The organism is Nonomuraea sp. NPDC003709 (assembly GCF_040610775.1).
In the GTDB taxonomy this organism is placed as follows: domain Bacteria; phylum Actinomycetota; class Actinomycetes; order Streptosporangiales; family Streptosporangiaceae; genus Nonomuraea; species Nonomuraea angiospora_A.
This window is the reverse complement of the sequence record NZ_JBEXMW010000008.1, coordinates 473198-491844: the sequence shown is the minus strand read 5'-3', so window position 1 is coordinate 491844 and position 18647 is coordinate 473198. Positions and strand designations below refer to the sequence as shown.

At 72.1% G+C, this 18647-nt stretch carries 13 protein-coding genes; 7 read left to right on the top strand and 6 right to left on the bottom strand.

The genetic code is table 11. From position 1 onward, the window contains the following. Nucleotides 1–2: 2 nt before the first annotated feature. From ABZX61_RS26595 to ABZX61_RS26575, 5 genes are all read right to left on the bottom strand, one after another. A complete protein-coding gene (locus ABZX61_RS26595) occupies nucleotides 3–2042 on the bottom strand; it encodes a bifunctional aldolase/short-chain dehydrogenase (protein WP_355198548.1) in 2040 nt (679 codons plus the stop codon). Between the two features lie 6 nt (nucleotides 2043–2048). Continuing rightward, a complete protein-coding gene (rhaI, locus tag ABZX61_RS26590; RefSeq protein WP_355198546.1) occupies nucleotides 2049–3206 on the bottom strand; it encodes an L-rhamnose isomerase in 1158 nt (385 codons plus the stop codon). Between the two features lie 10 nt (nucleotides 3207–3216). Beyond that, nucleotides 3217–3534, bottom strand: a complete 318-nt coding sequence (locus tag ABZX61_RS26585) for an L-rhamnose mutarotase (protein ID WP_185077046.1) — start codon at nucleotides 3532–3534, stop codon at nucleotides 3217–3219. A gap of 184 nt (nucleotides 3535–3718) precedes the next feature. Further along, the gene (locus tag ABZX61_RS26580) at nucleotides 3719–6418 is read right to left on the bottom strand and encodes a twin-arginine translocation signal domain-containing protein (protein WP_355198544.1); all 2700 of its coding nucleotides are present in this window, start codon (nucleotides 6416–6418) and stop codon (nucleotides 3719–3721) included. Between the two features lie 128 nt (nucleotides 6419–6546). Continuing rightward, nucleotides 6547–8475 (bottom strand): beta-galactosidase, encoded by a 1929-nt coding sequence (locus ABZX61_RS26575; protein ID WP_355198542.1) that lies wholly within the window; start codon nucleotides 8473–8475, stop codon nucleotides 6547–6549. 351 nt (nucleotides 8476–8826) lie between these two features. Between ABZX61_RS26575 and ABZX61_RS26570 the strand changes: the two genes are divergently transcribed. From ABZX61_RS26570 to ABZX61_RS26540, 7 genes are all read left to right on the top strand, one after another. Then, complete coding sequence (locus ABZX61_RS26570) at nucleotides 8827–9828, top strand: substrate-binding domain-containing protein (protein WP_355198540.1); 1002 nt, start codon at nucleotides 8827–8829, stop codon at nucleotides 9826–9828. Continuing rightward, the gene (locus ABZX61_RS26565; protein WP_355198538.1) at nucleotides 9825–11237 is read left to right on the top strand and encodes a rhamnulokinase family protein; all 1413 of its coding nucleotides are present in this window, start codon (nucleotides 9825–9827) and stop codon (nucleotides 11235–11237) included. The genes ABZX61_RS26570 and ABZX61_RS26565 overlap by 4 nt, the downstream gene beginning before the upstream one ends. A gap of 72 nt (nucleotides 11238–11309) precedes the next feature. Beyond that, complete coding sequence (gene fdh, locus ABZX61_RS26560; protein ID WP_355198536.1) at nucleotides 11310–14537, top strand: formate dehydrogenase; 3228 nt, start codon at nucleotides 11310–11312, stop codon at nucleotides 14535–14537. After that, nucleotides 14537–15334 (top strand): 4Fe-4S dicluster domain-containing protein, encoded by a 798-nt coding sequence (locus ABZX61_RS26555; protein ID WP_355198534.1) that lies wholly within the window; start codon nucleotides 14537–14539, stop codon nucleotides 15332–15334. The genes fdh and ABZX61_RS26555 overlap by 1 nt, the downstream gene beginning before the upstream one ends. After that, nucleotides 15331–16344, top strand: coding sequence for an NrfD/PsrC family molybdoenzyme membrane anchor subunit (gene nrfD, locus ABZX61_RS26550; protein ID WP_355198532.1), 1014 nt, complete (start codon nucleotides 15331–15333; stop codon nucleotides 16342–16344). Before ABZX61_RS26555 ends, nrfD begins: the two co-directional genes overlap by 4 nt. Beyond that, nucleotides 16341–16466, top strand: coding sequence for a hypothetical protein (locus ABZX61_RS26545; RefSeq protein ID WP_355198530.1), 126 nt, complete (start codon nucleotides 16341–16343; stop codon nucleotides 16464–16466). The genes nrfD and ABZX61_RS26545 overlap by 4 nt, the downstream gene beginning before the upstream one ends. Continuing rightward, nucleotides 16463–16999, top strand: coding sequence for an NUDIX hydrolase family protein (locus ABZX61_RS26540; RefSeq protein ID WP_350727226.1), 537 nt, complete (start codon nucleotides 16463–16465; stop codon nucleotides 16997–16999). The genes ABZX61_RS26545 and ABZX61_RS26540 overlap by 4 nt, the downstream gene beginning before the upstream one ends. On the opposite strand, the gene ABZX61_RS26535 is transcribed toward ABZX61_RS26540, so the two are convergent. Next, on the bottom strand, nucleotides 17000–18592 hold the full coding sequence (locus ABZX61_RS26535; protein WP_355198528.1) for an arylsulfatase: 1593 nt from the start codon (nucleotides 18590–18592) through the stop codon (nucleotides 17000–17002). Nucleotides 18593–18647: the final 55 nt, after the last annotated feature.

Here is an 18647-nt window from a genome sequence, read left to right as displayed (position 1 = left end):
GGTCAGCGCAGGAAGGCGGCGGCCACGCCCGCGTCCACCGGGATGTGCAGGCCCGTGGTGTGGGTGAGGTCGTTGCCGGTGAGGGCGAAGACGGCGGCGGCCACGTGCTCGGGCAGGACCTCGCGCTTGAGCAGGGTCCGCTGGGCGTAGAACTCGCCGAGCTTCTCCTCCTCCACGCCGTAGACGGCCGCGCGGTTGGCGCCCCAGCCGGAGGCGAAGATGCCGGAGCCGCGTACGACGCCGTCGGGGTTGATCCCGTTGACGCGGATGCCGTGCGTGCCCAGCTCGGCCGCCAGCAGCCGGACCTGGTGCGCCTGGTCGGCCTTGGCCGCGCCGTAGGCGACGTTGTTCGGGCCGGCGAAGACGGCGTTCTTGGAGGAGATGTAGACGATGTCGCCGCCCAGCCCCTGGTCGATCAGGACCCGGGCCGTCTCGCGCGCCACCAGGAACGATCCCCTGGCCATCACGTCGTGCTGCAGGTCCCAGTCGTCGAGGGTGGTCTCCAGCAGCGCGCGGGACAGCGACAGGCCGGCGTTGTTGACGACCAGGTCCACGCCGCCGAAGGCCAGCACGCCCGCGCGTACCGCCGCGGCGACCTGCTCCTCCGAGGTGACGTCCACGGCGACCGCCACCGCGACGTCGGACACCCGGTACGCGGCCGCGCCGATCTCGGCGGCGACCTTCTCCGCGGCGGCCACGTCGCGGTCGGCGACCACCACGCAGGCGCCCTCGGCGGCCAGGCGGCGGGCGGTGGCCGCGCCGATGCCCGAGCCGCCGCCGGTCACCAGCGCGACGCGGGTGGCCAGGGGCTTCGGCTTGGGCATGCGGCGGAGCTTGGCCTCCTCCAGCTCCCAGTACTCGATCCGGAACTTCTCCGACTCGGGGATGGGCGCGTACGTGGAGACGGACTCGGCCCCGCGCATGACGTTGATGGCGTTGACGTAGAACTCGCCGGCCACGCGGGCGGTCTGCTTGTCCTTGCCGAACGAGAACATGCCGACGCCCGGCACCAGCACGATCGCCGGGTCCGCGCCGCGCATGGGCGGCGAGTCCGGGGTGGCGTTGCGGTCGTAGTAGGCGGTGTAGTCGGCGCGGTAGGCGGTGTGCAGCTCGCGCAGCCGTTCGACGGCCTGCTCCAGGGACGCGTCCGGCGGCAGGTCGAGCACCAGCGGCGCGACCTTGGTCCGCAGGAAGTGGTCGGGGCAGGACGTGCCCAGCGCTGCCAGGCGCGGGTGCTCGGCGCGGGAGACGAAGTCCAGCACCTCGGGCGTGTCGGTGTAGTGGCCGACGACGCGGAGGTCGGTGGAGGCCAGGCCGCGGATGTGCGGGAACAGCGCGGCGGCCCGCGCGTGCCGCTCGGCCTCCGGCAGCGTCTCGTAGATCGCCGAGCCGAACGGGTCGGGGCGTCCGTGCTCGGCCAGGTACGCCTCCGCGGCGCGGATGATCTCCAGCGAGCGGGACTCGCACTCCTGGGCCGTGGCGCCCCAGGCGGTGATGCCGTGGCCGCCGAGGATGCAGCCGATGGCCTGCGGGTTGGCCTCCTTGATGGCGGCGATGTCCAGGCCGAGCTGGAAGCCGGGCCGCCGCCACGGCACCCACACGACGCGGTCGCCGAAGACGCGCCTGGTCAGCTCCTCGCCGTCGGCCGCGGTCGCGAGCGCGATCCCGGCGTCGGGGTGCAGGTGGTCGACGTGCGCGGCCTCGACCAGGCCGTGCATGGCGGTGTCGATCGACGGCGCGGCGCCGCCCTTGCCGTGCAGGCAGTAGTCGAACGCGGCGACCATCTCGTCCTCGCGCTCCACGCCCGGGTAGACGTTCACGAGCGCGCGCAGGCGGTCCAGGCGGAGCACGGCGAGCCCGGACTCCTTCAGCGTGCCCAGGTCGCCGCCCGAGCCCTTGACCCAGAGGAGTTCGACGTCCTCGCCGGTGACCGGGTCGGGCGCCGCGCCCTTGGCCGAGGTGTTGCCGCCCGCGTAGTTGGTGTTGCGCGGGTCGGCGCCCAGCCGGTGCGAGCGCTCCAGCAGTTCCTTAACGACTTCCATGGTTGGTCAGGCCCCCCAGCCGGCCTGGTTGCCGCCGACACGCTCGGCGGCGATCTTCTCGAAATATCCGGACTTGGCGTACGCGGTCATCGGGTCGGGCGCCAGCCCCGACTCCTCCCGCAGGTCGGCGAGCAGCGGCCGCACGTCGGTGTTGTAGGCGTCCATGAACACGGCGTTCGCGCCCAGCACGTCGCCCTCGGACTGGGCGGCGGCCAGCGCCTCCCGGTCCACCAGCAGCGCCTTGGCGGTGGCCTCCTGGACGTTCATGACCGAGCGGATCTGACCCGGGATCTTGGGCTCGATGTTGTGGCACTGGTCGAGCATGAACGCCACGCCGGCCTCGGGGTAGAGCCCGCCGCCGCGGACCACCTCGAACATGATGCGGAACAGCTGGAACGGGTCCGCCGCCCCCACCATCAGGTCGTCGTCGGCGTAGAAGCGCGAGTTGAAGTCGAACCCGCCGAGCTTGCCCTCGCGCAGCAGGAACGCCACGATGAACTCGATGTTGGTGCCCGGCGCATGGTGGCCGGTGTCCACCACGACCTGCGCCTTGGGGCCGAGCTTGACGCAGTGGGCGTACGCGGTGCCCCAGTCGGGCACGTCGGTGGCGTAGAAGGCGGGCTCGAAGAGCTTGTACTCCAGCAGGAAGCGCTGGCCCTCGCCGAGCCGGTCGTACACCTCGGCCAGGGACTCGGCCAGGCGGTCCTGGCGGGCCCTGATGTCGTCCTGGCCCGGGTAGTTGATGCCGTCCGAGAACCACAGCTTGAGCGTGTCGGAGCCGGTGGCGTCCATGATGTCCACGCACTCGATCAGGTGGTCGGTGGCCTTGCGGCGCACCCGCGCGTCCGGGTTGGTGACGCTGCCCAGCATGTAGTCGTCGTCCTGGAAGACGTTGGAGTTGATGGCTCCGATGCCCACGCCCAGCTCGCGGGCGTGCCTGGCCAGGTCGGCGTAGTCGTCCACCTTGTCCCACGGGATGTGCAGGGCGACCGTGGGGGCGATCCCGGTGTAGGCGTGCACCTGGGCGGCGTCGGCGAGCTTCTCGTACGGGTCGCGCGGCACCCCCTTCTGTGCGAAAACCTTGAACCGCGTGCCGCTGTTGCCGTAGGCCCAGGACGGCGTCTCGATGTGCTGCGCCCGCAGCGCGGCCTTGATGTCAGTCATTACTCCCCGATCAATCCAGGTGGAACACTTCGTCCAGCGGGTGCATGCCCTCGTCGGGCCGCCCGTCGAGGCTCTCGAAGAACGGCGCCATCTCGGCCTGCCAGCGGGCGTTGACCTCGGTCTCGGCCATGGCCTTCCTGGCTGCCTCGAAATCCTCGGTCTCCAGGTAGCCGACGAGGAGGCCGTCGTCTTTGAGGAAGAGCGAGTAGTTGTGCCAGCCGGTACGCGCGAGCGCCTCTCGCATCTCCGGCCAGACGTCTCGGTGGCGTTCGCGGTACTCCGCCAGCCGCTCTGGGCGGACTTTCAGCAGGAAGCAGACACGTTGCACTGACACTCCCTTCAAAACGTTTTAATCCTTCGTGCAGGAAACTATGATTCCTGGTGCTCGCTGTCAATGCGCTCCCACCCACGGAACCCGCGGGGTGATCGCGCGGCTACACTGACACGTTTTAATCCCCCGGCCTTGCCCGCCGCCCGGCTGGGGCGGGGCGGCGGGGAGTGGCGCGGGGTGGTCAGGTGGGGAGTTTGTCGCCGACGAGGGCCAGGTTCTGGATGGCCGCCAGCCCGTACAGTGCCGTGGTGTTGGTGGAGACCCAGGCCGCCTCGTCCGTCGGGTTGAGGGTCGTCGTGACCTTCTCCGACTTCCACGGCAGGTCCGGCGCGTAGCCGTCCCCCGTGGCGAACTCCGTCCACGCCCGGGTGGCGAGGTCGTCGCGCCGGAGCCGGACCGACGCGTACGCCGTGAGCCGGGAGTGCCCCTGCTTGAGGATGAGGTTGCCGAAGTTCGCGCCCGTCTCGGCGGCCTGCTCGGCCTTGGTGGCGTTGAACAGGCGGCAGTACTGGAGCCAGGCCCGCTCGAAGTCCGGCATGTCCACCAGGTCGATGAGCTCGGCGCAGATCTCGACCTGGCCGAACATGGCCGACAGATGGGACACCGCGACCTTGCGGGCGGCCGGGGCGAACTCGCCGGTGCTGAGGTTGTAGAGGCCCTCGCCGGTGACGAAGCCGTTGGGCATGGCGGCGATGGTGCGCATGGTGGCCTTGAGCTTCTTCTCGGCCACCGGGTCCCCGCCGCGTTCCCACTCGGTCAGCCAGGCGGCGGCCAGGCCGCTCCAGTCGGTGCCCAGGCCGATCGCGAGGGCCGACGGATCCGGCGTGTACGGCTCCGTGCGGATCTTGCGGAGCGGGTCGATGGCCAGGAACGTCTTGTCGGAGTCCACCAGGGCCCGCATGAGGTCGCCGGTGCGCTCGTCGGCGGTCAGGAAGTAGAAGATGCGCCGGTAGACCGCGGTCGAGATGCGCTGCTGCTTGGCGCTGCACCCCCAGTGCTGCACGTTGTGCCGGCTGCCGAGCCCGGCCCAGGGCCCGAGGTGGTAGACGTCCACCTCGCCGGTGTGCCGGGTCATCGCCTCGGCGAAGCGGAACACGTCGGCGCGCCCCGAGCGCAGGTACGCGTACCAGAGCCACAGGTCGGGCGACAGCTCCGAGTTGTCCCAGGCGTAACCGCCGACGTCGTAGCGCCACACGTGCCGGTCCTCGTCGAACGTGTGCATGATGTCGCCGTAGTCCCAGAACCCGTACCAGTGCCGCTGCTCGACCTGCTTGCGGTAGTAGTCGAAGAGGAAGTCGAGGCGGTCCTCGATGGTCTTCCTGCCGGGCGTCGACCGGTCGACGGGGCTGAACAGGCCGCCGAAGACCTTGGCGGAGGCCAGGTGCGCGGGTGGCGCGACGATCAGCGGCGGCGTCCGGACGGCGTCGGCCATCGCCCCGAACCGGGCGGCGTCGGGGGTGGCGGCCAGCGCCCAGAAGGTCAGCTCGCTCGTACGCGCGATCCCGAGCGGCGTGCCGAAGCCGGGCTCGTAGTCCTCGTACGTGATGTTGAGGCCCTCGATCTGCTCCGGGTAGGTGTCCTGGCCCATGCCGTCGTGGTAGAAGCGGGTGTCCATCGGCCCGGCCTCCGGCGACCAGAGCCAGACGGTGACCTCGGCCTCCTCCGAGGCGGCCCCGCGGATGTCGAGCTGGGTGGGATGCCGCTGCCAGAAGTCCCGCAGGCCGAACGCGAACCCGCCGCTCGTCCCGCCCACGTACCCGAGCCCGGAGGCCCGCCGGCCCTGGTCGACGGCGACCCAGCCGTACCCCTTCTTGGTGCGCTTCTTGAGCGTGAAGCCCTCGGAGGACAGCTGGGCGAGGGAGTAGTCGCCCCAGTCGGGGATGAGCTGGACGCGGCTGCTGACACGCGTGTCCCAGGTGGCGATGTCCGGCAGCCGCCGGCCCTCCACCTGCGCCTTCCGCACGGCCGCGCCGGGGTCGCGGCGCAGCCCCGTGATGCCCTTGACGGCCTCGGTGAGCAGGCCGTGCCCGTCGCCGACGAACCGGATGTGCCGGTTGTACGGCTCGTCCCGCATCGGGACGCGGAAGCGCACGCCGAGCCCGGCGACGAAGTCGTGCTGCCCGTCGCGGTCGAACACGAACGTGTGGGTCATCCGCACGCTCTCCGCGCCCGCGTAGAAGTAGAGCCGGATCGTGAACGGCAGCCACGAACGGCCCTTCTTGGAGGTGTGGCGGCCCTCGATCCGGACGACCGCGCGCACCGGGCCGGACTGCTCGACCTCCACCTTCGAGATGTCGCTCAGGTAGGAGTCGACCTCGACCGTGCGGTCGTCATCGTCGTCGATCTTGCCCTGGCGGAGGTTGACGAGCTGCCCCTTGCGGGCGATCTCGGTCTCGCCGCGCCAGATCTGGCTGATCAGCTCACTGCCGCTCTTGCGGACGCGGGCGCGGATCACGCCGGTGTCCACGTCCACGTACTGCTTCTCGTCCTTGACGGTGACCGGCTTGGCGGGGGCGGCGGCGGTGCCGGGCCGCAGCGTGTACGTCTCGGCCGCGGGCGTCGCGGGGCCGACCGCGTGGGCCGTCCACTTCAGCGACCCGTCCGGCCAGTACGCCAGCGGCCACGTCTGCACCGGCACGGCGGTGCCGTCGGCCGCGGTGAGCGCGAACGCCTGCTCCTTGGCCACGGCGCCCTTCGGCCACGGGACGCCCCAGGTGGTGCCGGGCGCCTCGGCGGGCTTGTCCTCCAGCCAGCGCAGGGGGACGTCCGGGACGGCCAGCGCCGCCAGCGCGGGTGACTCCAGGGCCGAGGCCAGCGGGACGGCGGCTCCGGCGACGGCTAACCCCTTCAGGGCGTCGCGGCGTGAGATCTGCTCGGACACAGGTGCACCTCCAGGCGGGGAGGGGCGCGCTCGCACGCGCCCCTCAGGGGGGTTGGTCGGTGGTACCGCTCCCGGGTGGGAAGCGCTTTCCAGAGCCATATGGCGGAACGCCCGCAGGCGCCCCGCCGTCAGGCGGAGATCACGCGGACGTCGCCCGCCGCCACCGTGACCGGGTCGCCGCCGGGCGGGGTCACGACGGCGTCCTCGGCCGTGTGGTTGACGGCGAACAGGAAGGAGCGGCCGTCCGCGTGCGAGCGCCGTACGACCTCGACCCCGGCGGGGGCGGCCGCGACGGGTTCGACGCCCGCCTCCGTCGCGACGGCGGCGATGACCTCGGCCAGTCCGTCGTCGTCGAGTCTGGTCGTGAGGTAGTGCGCGAACCCGTCGCCCCACTCGTTGCGGGTCCAGGCGGGCTCTCCGGTGGCGTAGGTGTCGAGGACCTTCGCGCCGGCGGCGTGCGCCACCTCGCTCCAGGCGGTCCCCGACGCGCCCGAGGTCAGCGCGATCGGGCCGTCGAGGGGGAAGAACTCCTCCACGCTCACCCCGAGCAGGTCGCGCCACGCCCCGGGGTAGCCGCCGAGCCGCACCCGGTCGTGCTCGTCCACGATCCCGCTGTACGGGCCCACGAGCGCGACCCCGCCCCGCTCCACGAACCGCGCCAGGTTGGCCGCCCCCGCGTCGCTCACCAGGTAGAGCGCGGGGACCAGCACCAGGCGGTAGCCGGTCAGGTCGCCCTCGGGGTGGGCCAGGTCGCAGGTGACGCCGGCCCGCCAGAGCGCGGCGTGCCAGCGCTTGGCCTCCTCCACCGGGTCCATGTCCACGGAGGGCTGGGCCGGGTGGTCCTGGGCCCAGACGCTGGAGTGGTCGAGGAGGATCGCGACGTCGGCGCTGACGGTGCTGCCCGCCACGTCGGCGAGCCCGGCCAGCTCGGCGCCGAGCGCGGTCACCTCCCGCCAGATCTTGGTGTCGGTGCCCGCGTGCGGCAGCATCGCCGAGTGCCACTTCTCGGCGCCGGCGCGGGAGGCCCGCCACTGGAAGTACATGATCCCGTCCGCGCCCCTGGCCAGGTGGGTCAGGGAGTTGCGGCGCAGCTCGCCGGGGGCCTTGGCGCGGTTGCGCGGCTGCCAGTTGACGGCGCTGGTCGAGTGCTCCATCAGCAGCCAGGGCCGGCCGCCGTTGAGCGAGCGGGCGTAGTCGGCGGCGAAGGCCAGGTCGATGTGCGGCTCCGCGCGGGCGCCGATCAGGTAGTGGTCGGTGGAGACCACGTCCATCTCGGCGGCGAAGGCCCAGCAGTCCATGTCCCAGTGCGCGCCCGCCATCAGGTTGGTGGTCGCGGGCACGTCCGGGGTGATCTTCCTGAGCAGGTCGCGCTCGGCGGTGTAGAGCTCGATGAGCGCGTCGGAGCTGAAGCGGCGGAAGTCGAGCTGCTGGCCGGGGTTGGGGAAGGTGGGGGTGGCGCGCGGCGGCAGGATCTGGGCCCAGTCGCCGTAGCGCTGGGACCAGAAGGCGGTGCCCCAGGCGTCGTTGAGCGCGTCGAGCGAGGTGTGGTGCGAGCGCAGCCAGGCGCGGAAGGCCGCCGCCGAGGTGTCGCAGAAGCAGCGCGCGTTGTGGCAGCCGTACTCGTTGTGCACGTGCCACAGGGCCAGCGCCTCGTGGTCCCGGTAGCGCGTGGCCAGCTGCTCGGCGATGCGCAGCGCCTTCTCGCGGTAGATCGGCGAGCTGGGGCAGAAGCCCTGCCTGCTGCCGTAGGTCAGCCGACGCCCGTCGGCGTCCACCGGCAGCGCCTCCGGGTAGGTGTCCCCGAACCAGGGTGGCGGCGCGGCGGTCGGCGTGGAGAGGTTGGCCTTGATCCCGTTCGTGGCCAGCAGGTCCATCACGCGGTCGAACCAGCCGAAGTCGAAGACTCCCTCGGCCGGCTCCAGCAGCGACCAGGAGAAGATGCCGACGCTGACCCGGTTGACGCCGGCCGCACGCATCAGCGCGACGTCCTGCTCCCACGTCTCCTCGGGCCACTGCTCTGGATTCCAGTCCCCGCCATAGGCGATGACGTCCGGCATGAAACCTGCCTTTCGCAAGTCTGTTAGCGCTCACAGCGTGTTACGTCAGCGTTTACGGGGGATTAAAACGTTCCTCACGCGCGTCGCACAAGGCCCGGCTCACCGCCCCGGGCGGGTTCCCGCTGATCAACAGGGGTGATTGCGCAGGCAGGCCCGCCGAATCCAGGTGCGACCCGTGACACGGGGGTTATCTTAACGTTATGAAAAGCGGGGAAAGCGGTCTCCGTGCGCATCCCGATACAAACGTTTTACTCGACACCCGCACAACTCTGCCCACTCCAGACCCGGAAACACCGCCCCACCGGTACCGCGACTGGCGCCCCAGTCGTTAGTACGTTTTAATTGGTCCCCATGGCCATGGTCAGCATCAAGGACGTCGCCGCACACGCCGGCGTCTCCCCGGGCACGGTCTCCAACGTACTGAACCGGCCCGCAAAAGTCGCGCCCGCCACCCGGGAGCGGGTGGAGGCGGCGATCAGCGAGCTGGGGTTCGTCCGGCACGGCTCGGCCTCGACGCTGCGCGCCGGGCACAGCAGGACGATCGGCCTGAGCGTGATCGACATCGGCAACCCGTTCTTCACCGAGGTCGCGGCCGGGGTCGAGGACGTGGCCAGCGAGCTCGGCTACGCGGTCATCCTGGGCAACTCGGCGGGCTCGCAGGACAAGGAGGAGCGCAACCTGCGGGTGCTGGCCGAGCACCGGGTGCGCGGCGTGCTGATCACCCCCTCCGGCGAGGACCCGGGCCGGCTCGACCGGCTGCGCGAGCGCGGCATCAGCGTCGTCCTGGTCGACCACCCGGCGCACCGGCCCGACCAGTGCGCGGTGGCCGTGGACGACGTCGCGGGCGGCCGGGCCGCGGTCACCCACCTGCTGGCCAAGGGCGCGCGCACCGTCGCCTACGTGACGGGCCCGATGACGATCAGGCAGTGCGTGGAGCGCTGGGAGGGTGCCAAGGCCGCGATGCGGGGCGCCGGGCTCGACCCCGGCGACCTGAAGGTGGCCGAGACCGCGACGATGACGGCCCGCGCGGGCGAGAAGGCGGCCGCCGACCTGATCGAGAACGGCCTGCCCGAGGCCGTGTTCTGCGCCAACGACCTGCTCGCGCTCGGCGTGCTGCGGGCGCTGCTGCGGTCGGGCGTGCGGGTGCCGGAGGACGTGGCGCTGATGGGCTACGACGACATCGACTTCGCCGCCGCCTCCACCGTCTCGCTCAGCTCGATGCGGCAGCCGACCTACCAGCTCGGCCGGATCGCCACCGAGCTGCTGCTGGACGAGTGCGACAACCCGGAGACGCACGCGCACCAGCACATCATGTTCCAGCCCGAGCTCGTCGCCAGGGAGTCCACACAATGAGCCGCCGTTTCGCCGCCGTCGACCTCGGGGCCTCCAGCGGCCGGGTGATGCTGGCCGACCTCTCCGACGGCCTGGAGCTGACCGAGGTCCGCCGCTTCCCCAACGAGCCGGTGACCGAGGCGGGCCGCCTCCACTGGGACATCACCGGCCTCTACTCGGAGATCCTCGACGGCCTGCGCGACGCGGGCCCGGTGTCGTCCATCGGCGTGGACTCGTGGGCGGTCGACTACGGGCTGCTCGACGAGTCGTACCGGCTGATGGGCAACCCGGTGCACTACCGCGACGACCGCACGCGAGGGGTGGCCGAGCGGGTGGCCGGGTCGGTCGGGGCGGAGACCCTGTACGACGTGTCCGGGCTGCAGGTGCTGCCGTTCAACACGATCTACCAGCTGCTGGCCGACCGGCTCGACGGGGCCGTGACGATGCTGCTGATCCCCGACCTGATCGGCTACTGGCTCACCGGCGAGGTGGGCGCGGAGGTGACCAACGCCTCGACGACGGGGCTGCTCGACGTGCGCACCAGGTCGTGGGCGTTCCCCCTGATCGAGCAGCTCGGGCTGCCGGCCGGGCTGTTCCCGCCGCTGCGCCAGCCCGGCGAGGCGGTCGGAAAGCTGCGCCGGCACGTGGCCGACGTGGTCGGCTGGTCGGCGCCCGTCACGGCGGTCGGCTCGCACGACACGGCCTCGGCCGTGGCCGCCGTGCCCGCCTCCGGTCCGGCTTTCGCCTACATCTCGTGCGGCACGTGGTCGCTGGCCGGGGTGGAGCTGCCGGAGCCCGTCCTGACGCCCGAGAGCCGGGCCGCGAACTTCACCAACGAGGCCGGCATCGACGGCACCGTCCGCTACCTGCGCAACGTCATGGGGCTGTGGCTGCTGCAGGAGTGCCTGCGCGCCTGGCCGGGCTCCGACCTGCGCGAGCTGCTGAAGGCGGCGGCGGGCGAGCGGCCGTTCGCGGCCGTGGTCAACCCGGACGAGCCGGTGTTCCTGCCGCCGGGCGACATGCCGGCCAGGATCGCCGCCGAGTGCCGCCGCACGGGCCAGGAGCCTCCGTCGTCCCCGGCCGCGTACGTGCGGTGCGTGCTGGAGAGCCTGGCGCTCGGGCACCGGCTGGCCGTGCGGCAGGCGATGGAGCTGTCCGGGCGCGACGTCGAGGTCGTCCACCTGGTGGGCGGCGGCTCGCGCAACGAGCTGCTGTGCCGGCTCACCGCGGACGCCTGCGGGCTGCCGGTGGTGGCCGGGCCCGCGGAGGCGACCGCGCTCGGCAACGTGCTCGTGCAGGCGCGCTCGGCGGGGCTCGTCTCGGACCTGGCGGAGATGCGCTCGCTGGTCGCCGCCTCCCAGCCGCTGCGCCGCTACGAGCCCTCCGGCGATCCCCAGGCGTGGGAGAAGGCCGCCGCGCGCCTCGCCTGACCCCCTTCGACCTGCGGGTTTTCGCCTCCCGGGAGCAGGGCAGAAACCCGGCCAGGGGTTTCGGGGGGCGTCATGGACATGCGTTGGCCGCTGCTGCGGCAGCTGACCGGCGAGGACCGCAGCGGGCGGGGAGCGGCGGTGAAGTCGGCCAGGACGGCGGCGCTGCGCGCCCGCACGGCCACGGCCGACCGGGTGGTCAAGTCGATCTGCCCGTACTGCGCGGTGGGCTGCGCCCAGAACGTGTACGTACGGGATGAACGGGTCATCCAGATCGAGGGCGACCCCGACTCCCCCATCAGCCGCGGCCGGCTGTGTCCCAAGGGCGCGGCCAGCCTCCAGCTCACCACCGCGTCCGGCCGCCGGCACCAGGCGCTCTACCGCCCGCCGGGCGGGGCCGACTGGCAGGAGATCGACCTCGACACGGCCATGGACATGGTGGCCGACCGGGTCATCGCCACCAGGCGCGAGACCTGGGAGTGGGAGCGGGACGGCAAGCGCACCGCCAGGACCATGGGCATCGCCAGCCTGGGCGGCGCGACGCTGGACAACGAGGAGAACTACCTCATCAAGAAGCTGCTGACGGCGCTCGGCGTGGTGCAGATCGAGAACCAGGCCCGCGTCTGCCACAGCTCCAGCGTGGTCGGGCTCGGCACGTCGTTCGGCCGGGGCGGGGCCACCACGTTCATGCAGGACCTGCAGCACTCCGACTGCGTGGTCATCCAGGGCTCCAACTTCGCCGAGGCGCACCCGGTCGGCTTCCAGTGGGTGATGGAGGCCAAGGCGCGCGGCGCGGTGATCATCCACATCGATCCGCGCTTCACGCGCACGAGCGCGCTGGCCGACCTGCACGTGCCCATCCGCGCGGGCTCCGACGTGGCCTTCCTCGGCGGGATCATCAACCACGTGCTGGACAACGACCTGTACTTCCACGAGTACGTGGTCAACTACACCAACGCGGCCACCATCCTGCGGGAGGACTACCGCGACGCCGAGGACCTCGACGGCGTGTTCTCCGGCTTCGACCCGGAGACCCGCGTCTACGACGACGAGACCTGGCAGTACGAGGGGATGACGGTCTCCCCGGCCTCCGGCGCGCGGGACATGGACTACGAGCGGCGGGTGGGCAAGCTGCCGCCGGGCCGCTCCGAGATGCTCGGCGCCACCGGCCTGCCGATGGACGGGACGCCGCAGCGCGACGAGACGCTGAGCCACCCGCGCTGCGTCATGCAGGTGCTGCGCCGCCACTTCGCCCGCTACACGCCGGAGATGGTGGAGCGGGTGTGCGGGGTGCCGCCCGAGCTGTTCCAGCGGGTGTGCCGACATCTGACGGACAACTCCGGCCCGGACAAGACCGCCGAGTTCGTCTACGCGGTGGGCTGGACGCAGCACAGCGACGGCGCGCAGTTCATCAGGGCGGCGAGCATCCTGCAGCTGCTGCTGGGCAACCTGGGCCGGCCCGGCGGCGGCATCCAGGCGCTGCGCGGGCACGCCAGCATCCAGGGCTCCAGCGACGTGCCCACGCTGTTCAACCTGCTGCCTGGTTACATCCCGATGCCGCACGCGCACGAGGACCTGAGCCTGCGCAAGTTCCTGCGGGCCGACTCGCCGCACAAGGGCTGCTGGGCGAACATGTCCGCGTACCTGATCAGCCTGCTCAAGGCGTGGTGGGGCGAGTCGGCCCAGCCGGACAACGACTTCAGGTTCGGCTACCTGCCCAGGCTGACCGGGTCGCACAGCACGTACGACACCGTGCTGGCGCAGCTCGACGGCGTCTGCAAGGGCTACTTCCTGCTCGGCGAGAACCCCGCGGTCGGCTCGGCCAACACCCGGATGCAGCGCCTGGGCATGGCGAACCTCGACTGGCTCGTGGTCCGCGACTTCAACCTGATCGAGAGCGCCACCTGGTGGAAGGACGGCCCGGAGATCGAGACGGGCGAGCTGATCACCGAGGACATCGGCACCGAGGTGTTCTTCTTCCCCGCGGCGTCGCACACCGAGAAGAGCGGCAGCTTCACCAACACCAACCGGCTGCTCCAGTGGCACCACCAGGCGGTCGAGCCGGCCGGTGACGCGCGCAGCGACCTGTGGTTCATGTACCACCTGGGGCGGATCATCCGGGAGAAGCTGGCGGGCTCGGCCGATCCGATGGACGCGCCGGTGCTCGAGCTCACCTGGGACTACCCGCTCGTGGGCGAGCTGTCGGAGCCGTCCGCGGAGGCCGTGCTGGCGGAGATCAACGGCTGGGGCCCCGATCGGCGGCCTTTGTCCGGGGCCGGGGAGCTCAAGGACGACGGCTCCACGGCGTGCGGCTGCTGGATCTACTGCGGCGTGCACGCCGGCGGCGTCAACCGGGCCGCCCGCCGCAAGCCGCACACCGAGCAGGACTGGATCGCCGCCGAATGGGGGTGGGCCTGGCCGGCGAACCGGCGGATCCTCTACAACCGGGCCTCGGCCAGGCCGGACGGCAGCCCGTGGAGCGAGCGCAAGAAGCTCGTCTGGTGGGACGCGGACGCGGGCCGGTGGACCGGGTTCGACGTGCCGGACATCGACGTGGACAAGGACCCCGGCTTCCGGCCCTCGGAGGACGCGCAGGGCGTGGCGGCGCTGTCCGGGACCGATCCGTTCGTCATGCAGGCCGACGGGAAGGGCTGGTTGTTCGCCCCGTCGGGGGTGGTGGACGGGCCGCTGCCGACGCACTACGAGCCCCAGGACTCGCCGGTGGCCAACCCGCTCTACGGCCACCAGCGCAACCCGGCGCGCAAGGTCTACCCGCACGAGGACAACCGCTACCAGCCGAGCGGCGACGAGCCGGGCGCGTCGGTCTACCCGTACGTGGTGACGACGTACCGGCTGACCGAGCACTTCACGGCGGGCGGGATGAGCCGGCACACGCCGTACCTGGCGGAGCTGCAGCCGGAGATGTTCTGCGAGGTGTCGCCGGAGCTGGCCGCCGAGCGCGGGCTCGTGCACGGCGACTGGGCCACGATCGTCACGGCGCGCAACGCCATCGAGGCCAGGGTCATGGTCACCGACCGGATGCCGTCGCTGCGCCTGGACGGGAAGGTGCTGCACCAGATCGGGCTGCCGTTCCACTACGGGCCCAACGGCCTGGCCAGGGGCGACGCGGCCAACGAGCTGTCGGCGATCTCGCTGGACCCCAACTCCCACATCCAGGAGGTCAAGGCCCTGGCGGCCGACATCCGGCCCGGGCGGCGGCCGCGCGGGCCGGCGCTGCCGGAGCTGGTCAGGTCCTACCAGGAGCGCGCGGGCATCGGAGCCGGCACGGGGACGGAGGCGTGATGGGCCGCGTGGGGTTCTTCACCGACACCAGCATCTGCATCGGCTGCAAGGCGTGCGAGGTGGCCTGCAAGGAGTGGAACGCCGTCCCCGAGGACGGCCTGGCCTTCACCGGCATGTCCTACGACAACACCGTGACCCTGGGCTCCGACACCTGGCGGCACGTCGCGTTCGTCGAGCAGCGCCGGCCGCTCGGTAACCAGGAGCCCGGGGTCGGCGACATGGACTTCCGCTGGCTGATGGCCTCCGACGTGTGCAAGCACTGCACGGAGGCGGCCTGCCTGGACGTGTGCCCGACGGGCTCGCTGTTCCGCACCGAGTTCGGCACGGTCGTGGTGCAGCAGGACATCTGCAACGGGTGCGGCTACTGCGTGCCCGCCTGCCCGTTCGGGGTGATCGGCAAGCGGGAGAGCAGCGGCGTGGCCGCCAAGTGCACCATGTGCTACGACCGGCTGGGCGACGGGCAGGAGCCCGCGTGCGCCAAGACGTGCCCGACGGACTCGATCCAGTTCGGGGACCTCGACGAGCTGCGCGAGCGGGCCGAGCACCGGCTCGAGCAGGTGCGCGCGGCGGGGACGGCCTCCGCCCGCCTGTACGGGCACGACCCGGGCGACGGCGTGGGCGGCATGGGGGCGTTCTTCCTGCTGCTGGACGAGCCCGAGGTGTACGGCCTGCCGCCCGATCCCGTGGTGACCACGAGGGATCTGCCGTCGATGTGGCGGCACGCGGGCGTCGCGGCGCTGGCCCTGCTGGCGGGCGTGGCGGCGACGGCGCTGCCGATCTGGAGGAGGCGGGGATGACCAGTCAGACCGACGTGCGCCTGGACGGCTCGGCCGAGCTGCGCACCGAACGCGAGGCCACGCCGGGCTCCGCGGGCGACCGGCGCGAGCGGCGCAGGCCGCCGGAGGCGGGCCCAGAGAAGGGCCCGGAGAAGGGCCCAGAGAAGAGCTACGACTCCTACTACGGCAGGCCGGTGCTCAACGAGCCGACGTGGCAGGAGCACGACATCGCCGGCTACCTCTTCCTGGGCGGCCTGGCCGGCGCGTCGTCCACGCTGGCGGCCGTCGCCGAGCTCACCGGCAGGCCGCGCCTGGCCAGGGTGGGCAGGGTGGCCGCGCTGTGCGCGCTGGGCGGCTCGTTCTACTCGCTGATCCACGACCTGGGGCGGCCCGAGCGGTTCATCAACATGCTGCGGGTGTTCAAGGTGACCTCGCCGATGAGCGTCGGCACGTGGATCCTCACGGCGTACGGCCCGCAGGCCGTGTGCGCCGGGGCCGCCGACCTGTCCGGACGCCTGCCCAGGCTGGGCCGGGCCGCCACGGTCGGGGCGGGCCTGGTGGGGCCCGCGGTGGCCACCTACACCGCCGCGCTGATCTGCGACACCGCAGTGCCCGCCTGGCACGAGGGGTTCCGCGAGATGCCGTTCCTGTTCGCCGGCTCGGCCGCGGCGGCGGCGGGCGGGCTCGGGATGCTGGCCGCGCCGCTGTCGGAGGCGGGTCCGGCCCGCCGGGTGGCGATGCTGGGCGCGGCCGTCGAATGCGTGGCCGCCACCCGGATGGAGCGGCGGCTGGGGCCGCTGGCCGAGCCGCTCAAGCGCAGCCCGCTGCTGCGCGCGGGCGAGGCGCTGTCGCTGGCGGGCGCACTGGCCGGGGTGACCGTTGGCCGGCGCAGCAGGATCGCGGCCGTGGCGGCGGGCGCGGCCCTGCTCGCGGGCTCCGCGTGCACCCGGTTCGGGATCTTCCGCGCCGGGATGGAGTCCGCGAACGACCCCAAGTACACCGTCCAGTGGCAGCGGAGGAAGCTCGCATGAGCCGCAAAGTCATCGCCTACCTGCCGTTCTTCGGCATCGTCCTGGTCACCTGCGCGGCTTCCTGGCTGGCGGGCAGGACCGCTCCCGAGGGCCTGATCCGGGGACGTACGATCAGCAGATGACCGAAAAGACCGAAACCACGCCTGGATGGCTCTCGCGCGACGAACTCGAGTCGGTGCGGGGCCAGCTGCCCATCCTCTACGTCGACGCCGTGCCGGTGCGGGTCGACGACACCGGCGTGGTCACCCGCGTCGGCCTGCTGCTGCGCATCGCGTCAGACGGCACGGTCAGCCGGGCGCTGGTCTCGGGACGGGTGCTGCACCACGAGCGGATCCGCGACGCGCTCCTGCGTCACCTAGAGAAGGACCTCGGCCCCGTGGCGCTCCCCCACATCCCCGCCTCCCCTCAGCCGTTCACCGTCGCCGAGTACTTCCCCACGCCCGGCGTCACCCCCTACCACGACCCCCGCCAGCACGCCGTCTCCCTGGCCTACATCGTCCCCGTCGCGGGTGACTGCCGGCCCCGGCAGGACGCCCTGGACCTGGAGTGGTTCACCCCGGAGGACGCCGCGTCCCTGGCGGTGCAGCAGGAGATGACCGGCGGACAGGGCGTGCTGCTCAAGCAGGCCCTCGCCCACGTCGGCTGCCTGCCCTGATCAGAGAGCCCTGCGGAAGGTGAGGGAGCGGCCGCCCGCGTCGAACTCGGCGCGGGCCGTGACCCGCTTCCCGCTCCCGCCGGGCAGCGCGAAGCCGACCGAGATCGCCGTTCCCGGGTCCACGCGCGGCATCGTGCGGGCCCGCGCGCGGTTCAGGCCCAGCTCGACCTCGCGCCAGGGCACCGACGAGCCGTTGTACAGCGTCACCACGACCTGGCCGCCGGTGATCTCGGTCTTCAGCCCGTACGGGATCCGCGGGTCCGGGCCGATCGAGTCGTCCAGCAGGGTCATCAGCTCGTCCGCCAGCTCCAGCCGTTCCGCCGCCAGGTCGCGGCGCTCCCCCGGGTCGGTGGCCAGGTCGTACAGCTCGACCCGGCCCTCCGGCCCGGCGCCCGCGATGTGCGGCGCGAAGCGGACCAGCTTCCACCGGCCGCGGCGGATCGCCTGGGCCTTGCGGGGCCGGTTCCACACCAGGTGGTCGTGCCTGGGGGCGCCGGCGCCGGTGAGCAGGCGGCGGAAGGACAGGCCGTCGAGGTGCGCGGGCACCGGCACGCCGGCCAGGTCCGCGAGGGTCGGCAGCACGTCCCACGAGGCCACCGGCTGTTTCACCACGCGCGGGCGCAACGCGGGCGACCAGGCGATCAGCGGCACGCGGATGCCGCCCTCGTACACGTCGCGTTTGTCCCCGCGCCAGGGCCCGTTGGAGTCGAACAGCTCCGGCGTCACGCCCTTCTCGCTGTGCGGCCCGTTGTCGCTGGTGAACAGCACGAGCGTGCGCTCCGCGACACCGGCCGCGCGTAACTCCCGCACCAGCGTGGCCACGTCGGCGTCGAGCCGGGCCACCTGCGCGGCGTGCCGCCGGTTCGGGCCGCTCCACGGCCGGTTCTCGTAGCGCCCGGCGTCGCCGGGGATGACGCTCGGCGAGTGCGGCAGGTTGGTGGGGAAGTAGAGCAGGAACGGGTCGTCGCCGCCGCGCCGGATGAACTCGATCGCCCGCTCGCGGAACAGGTCCGGCGCGTACTGCCGGCCGTCGAGGCGCACCTTGGCGCCGTTGTGCCACAGGTACTTGGGGAAGTACTGGTGGGCGTGGGCGTGGCCGATGTAGCCGAAGAACTCCTCGAAGCCGCGCTCGTTCGGGTGCGAGGCCTGGCCCGGCAGCTCGGGGCCGAAGCCCCACTTGCCGAAACAGGCCGTGCGGTAGCCGGACAGGCGCAGCAGCTCGGCGAAGGTGAGGTCGGCGTCGGTCAGCGAGCGCTGCGGCCCGCCCTCCGGGTTCTCGCGTACGGTGCCGTGACCCGCGTGCAGCCCGGTGAGCAGCGCGCAGCGCGACGGCGCGCAGAGCGGCGCCCCGGAGTAGGCCGTCTCGAAGCGCACGCCCTCGGCCGCCAGCCGGTCCAGGTTGGGGGTGCTGATCAGGCGCTGCCCCTGGCTGCCGATCTCGCCCCAGCCCAGGTCGTCGGCCAGGATCACGACGATGTTGGGCCGAGAAGGCAGACCGGCCGACGCCAGAGCGGGTGAAGGCCCAGAAGTGGGCAGGGTGAGGCCGGCGAGACTTCCGGCGAGCAGGGTACGGCGCGAGGGCCCGTCGATCACGAACCGCAACCTATCGGAGCCCAAGGCGAATAGGAGACAAATCGCAGCTGAACTT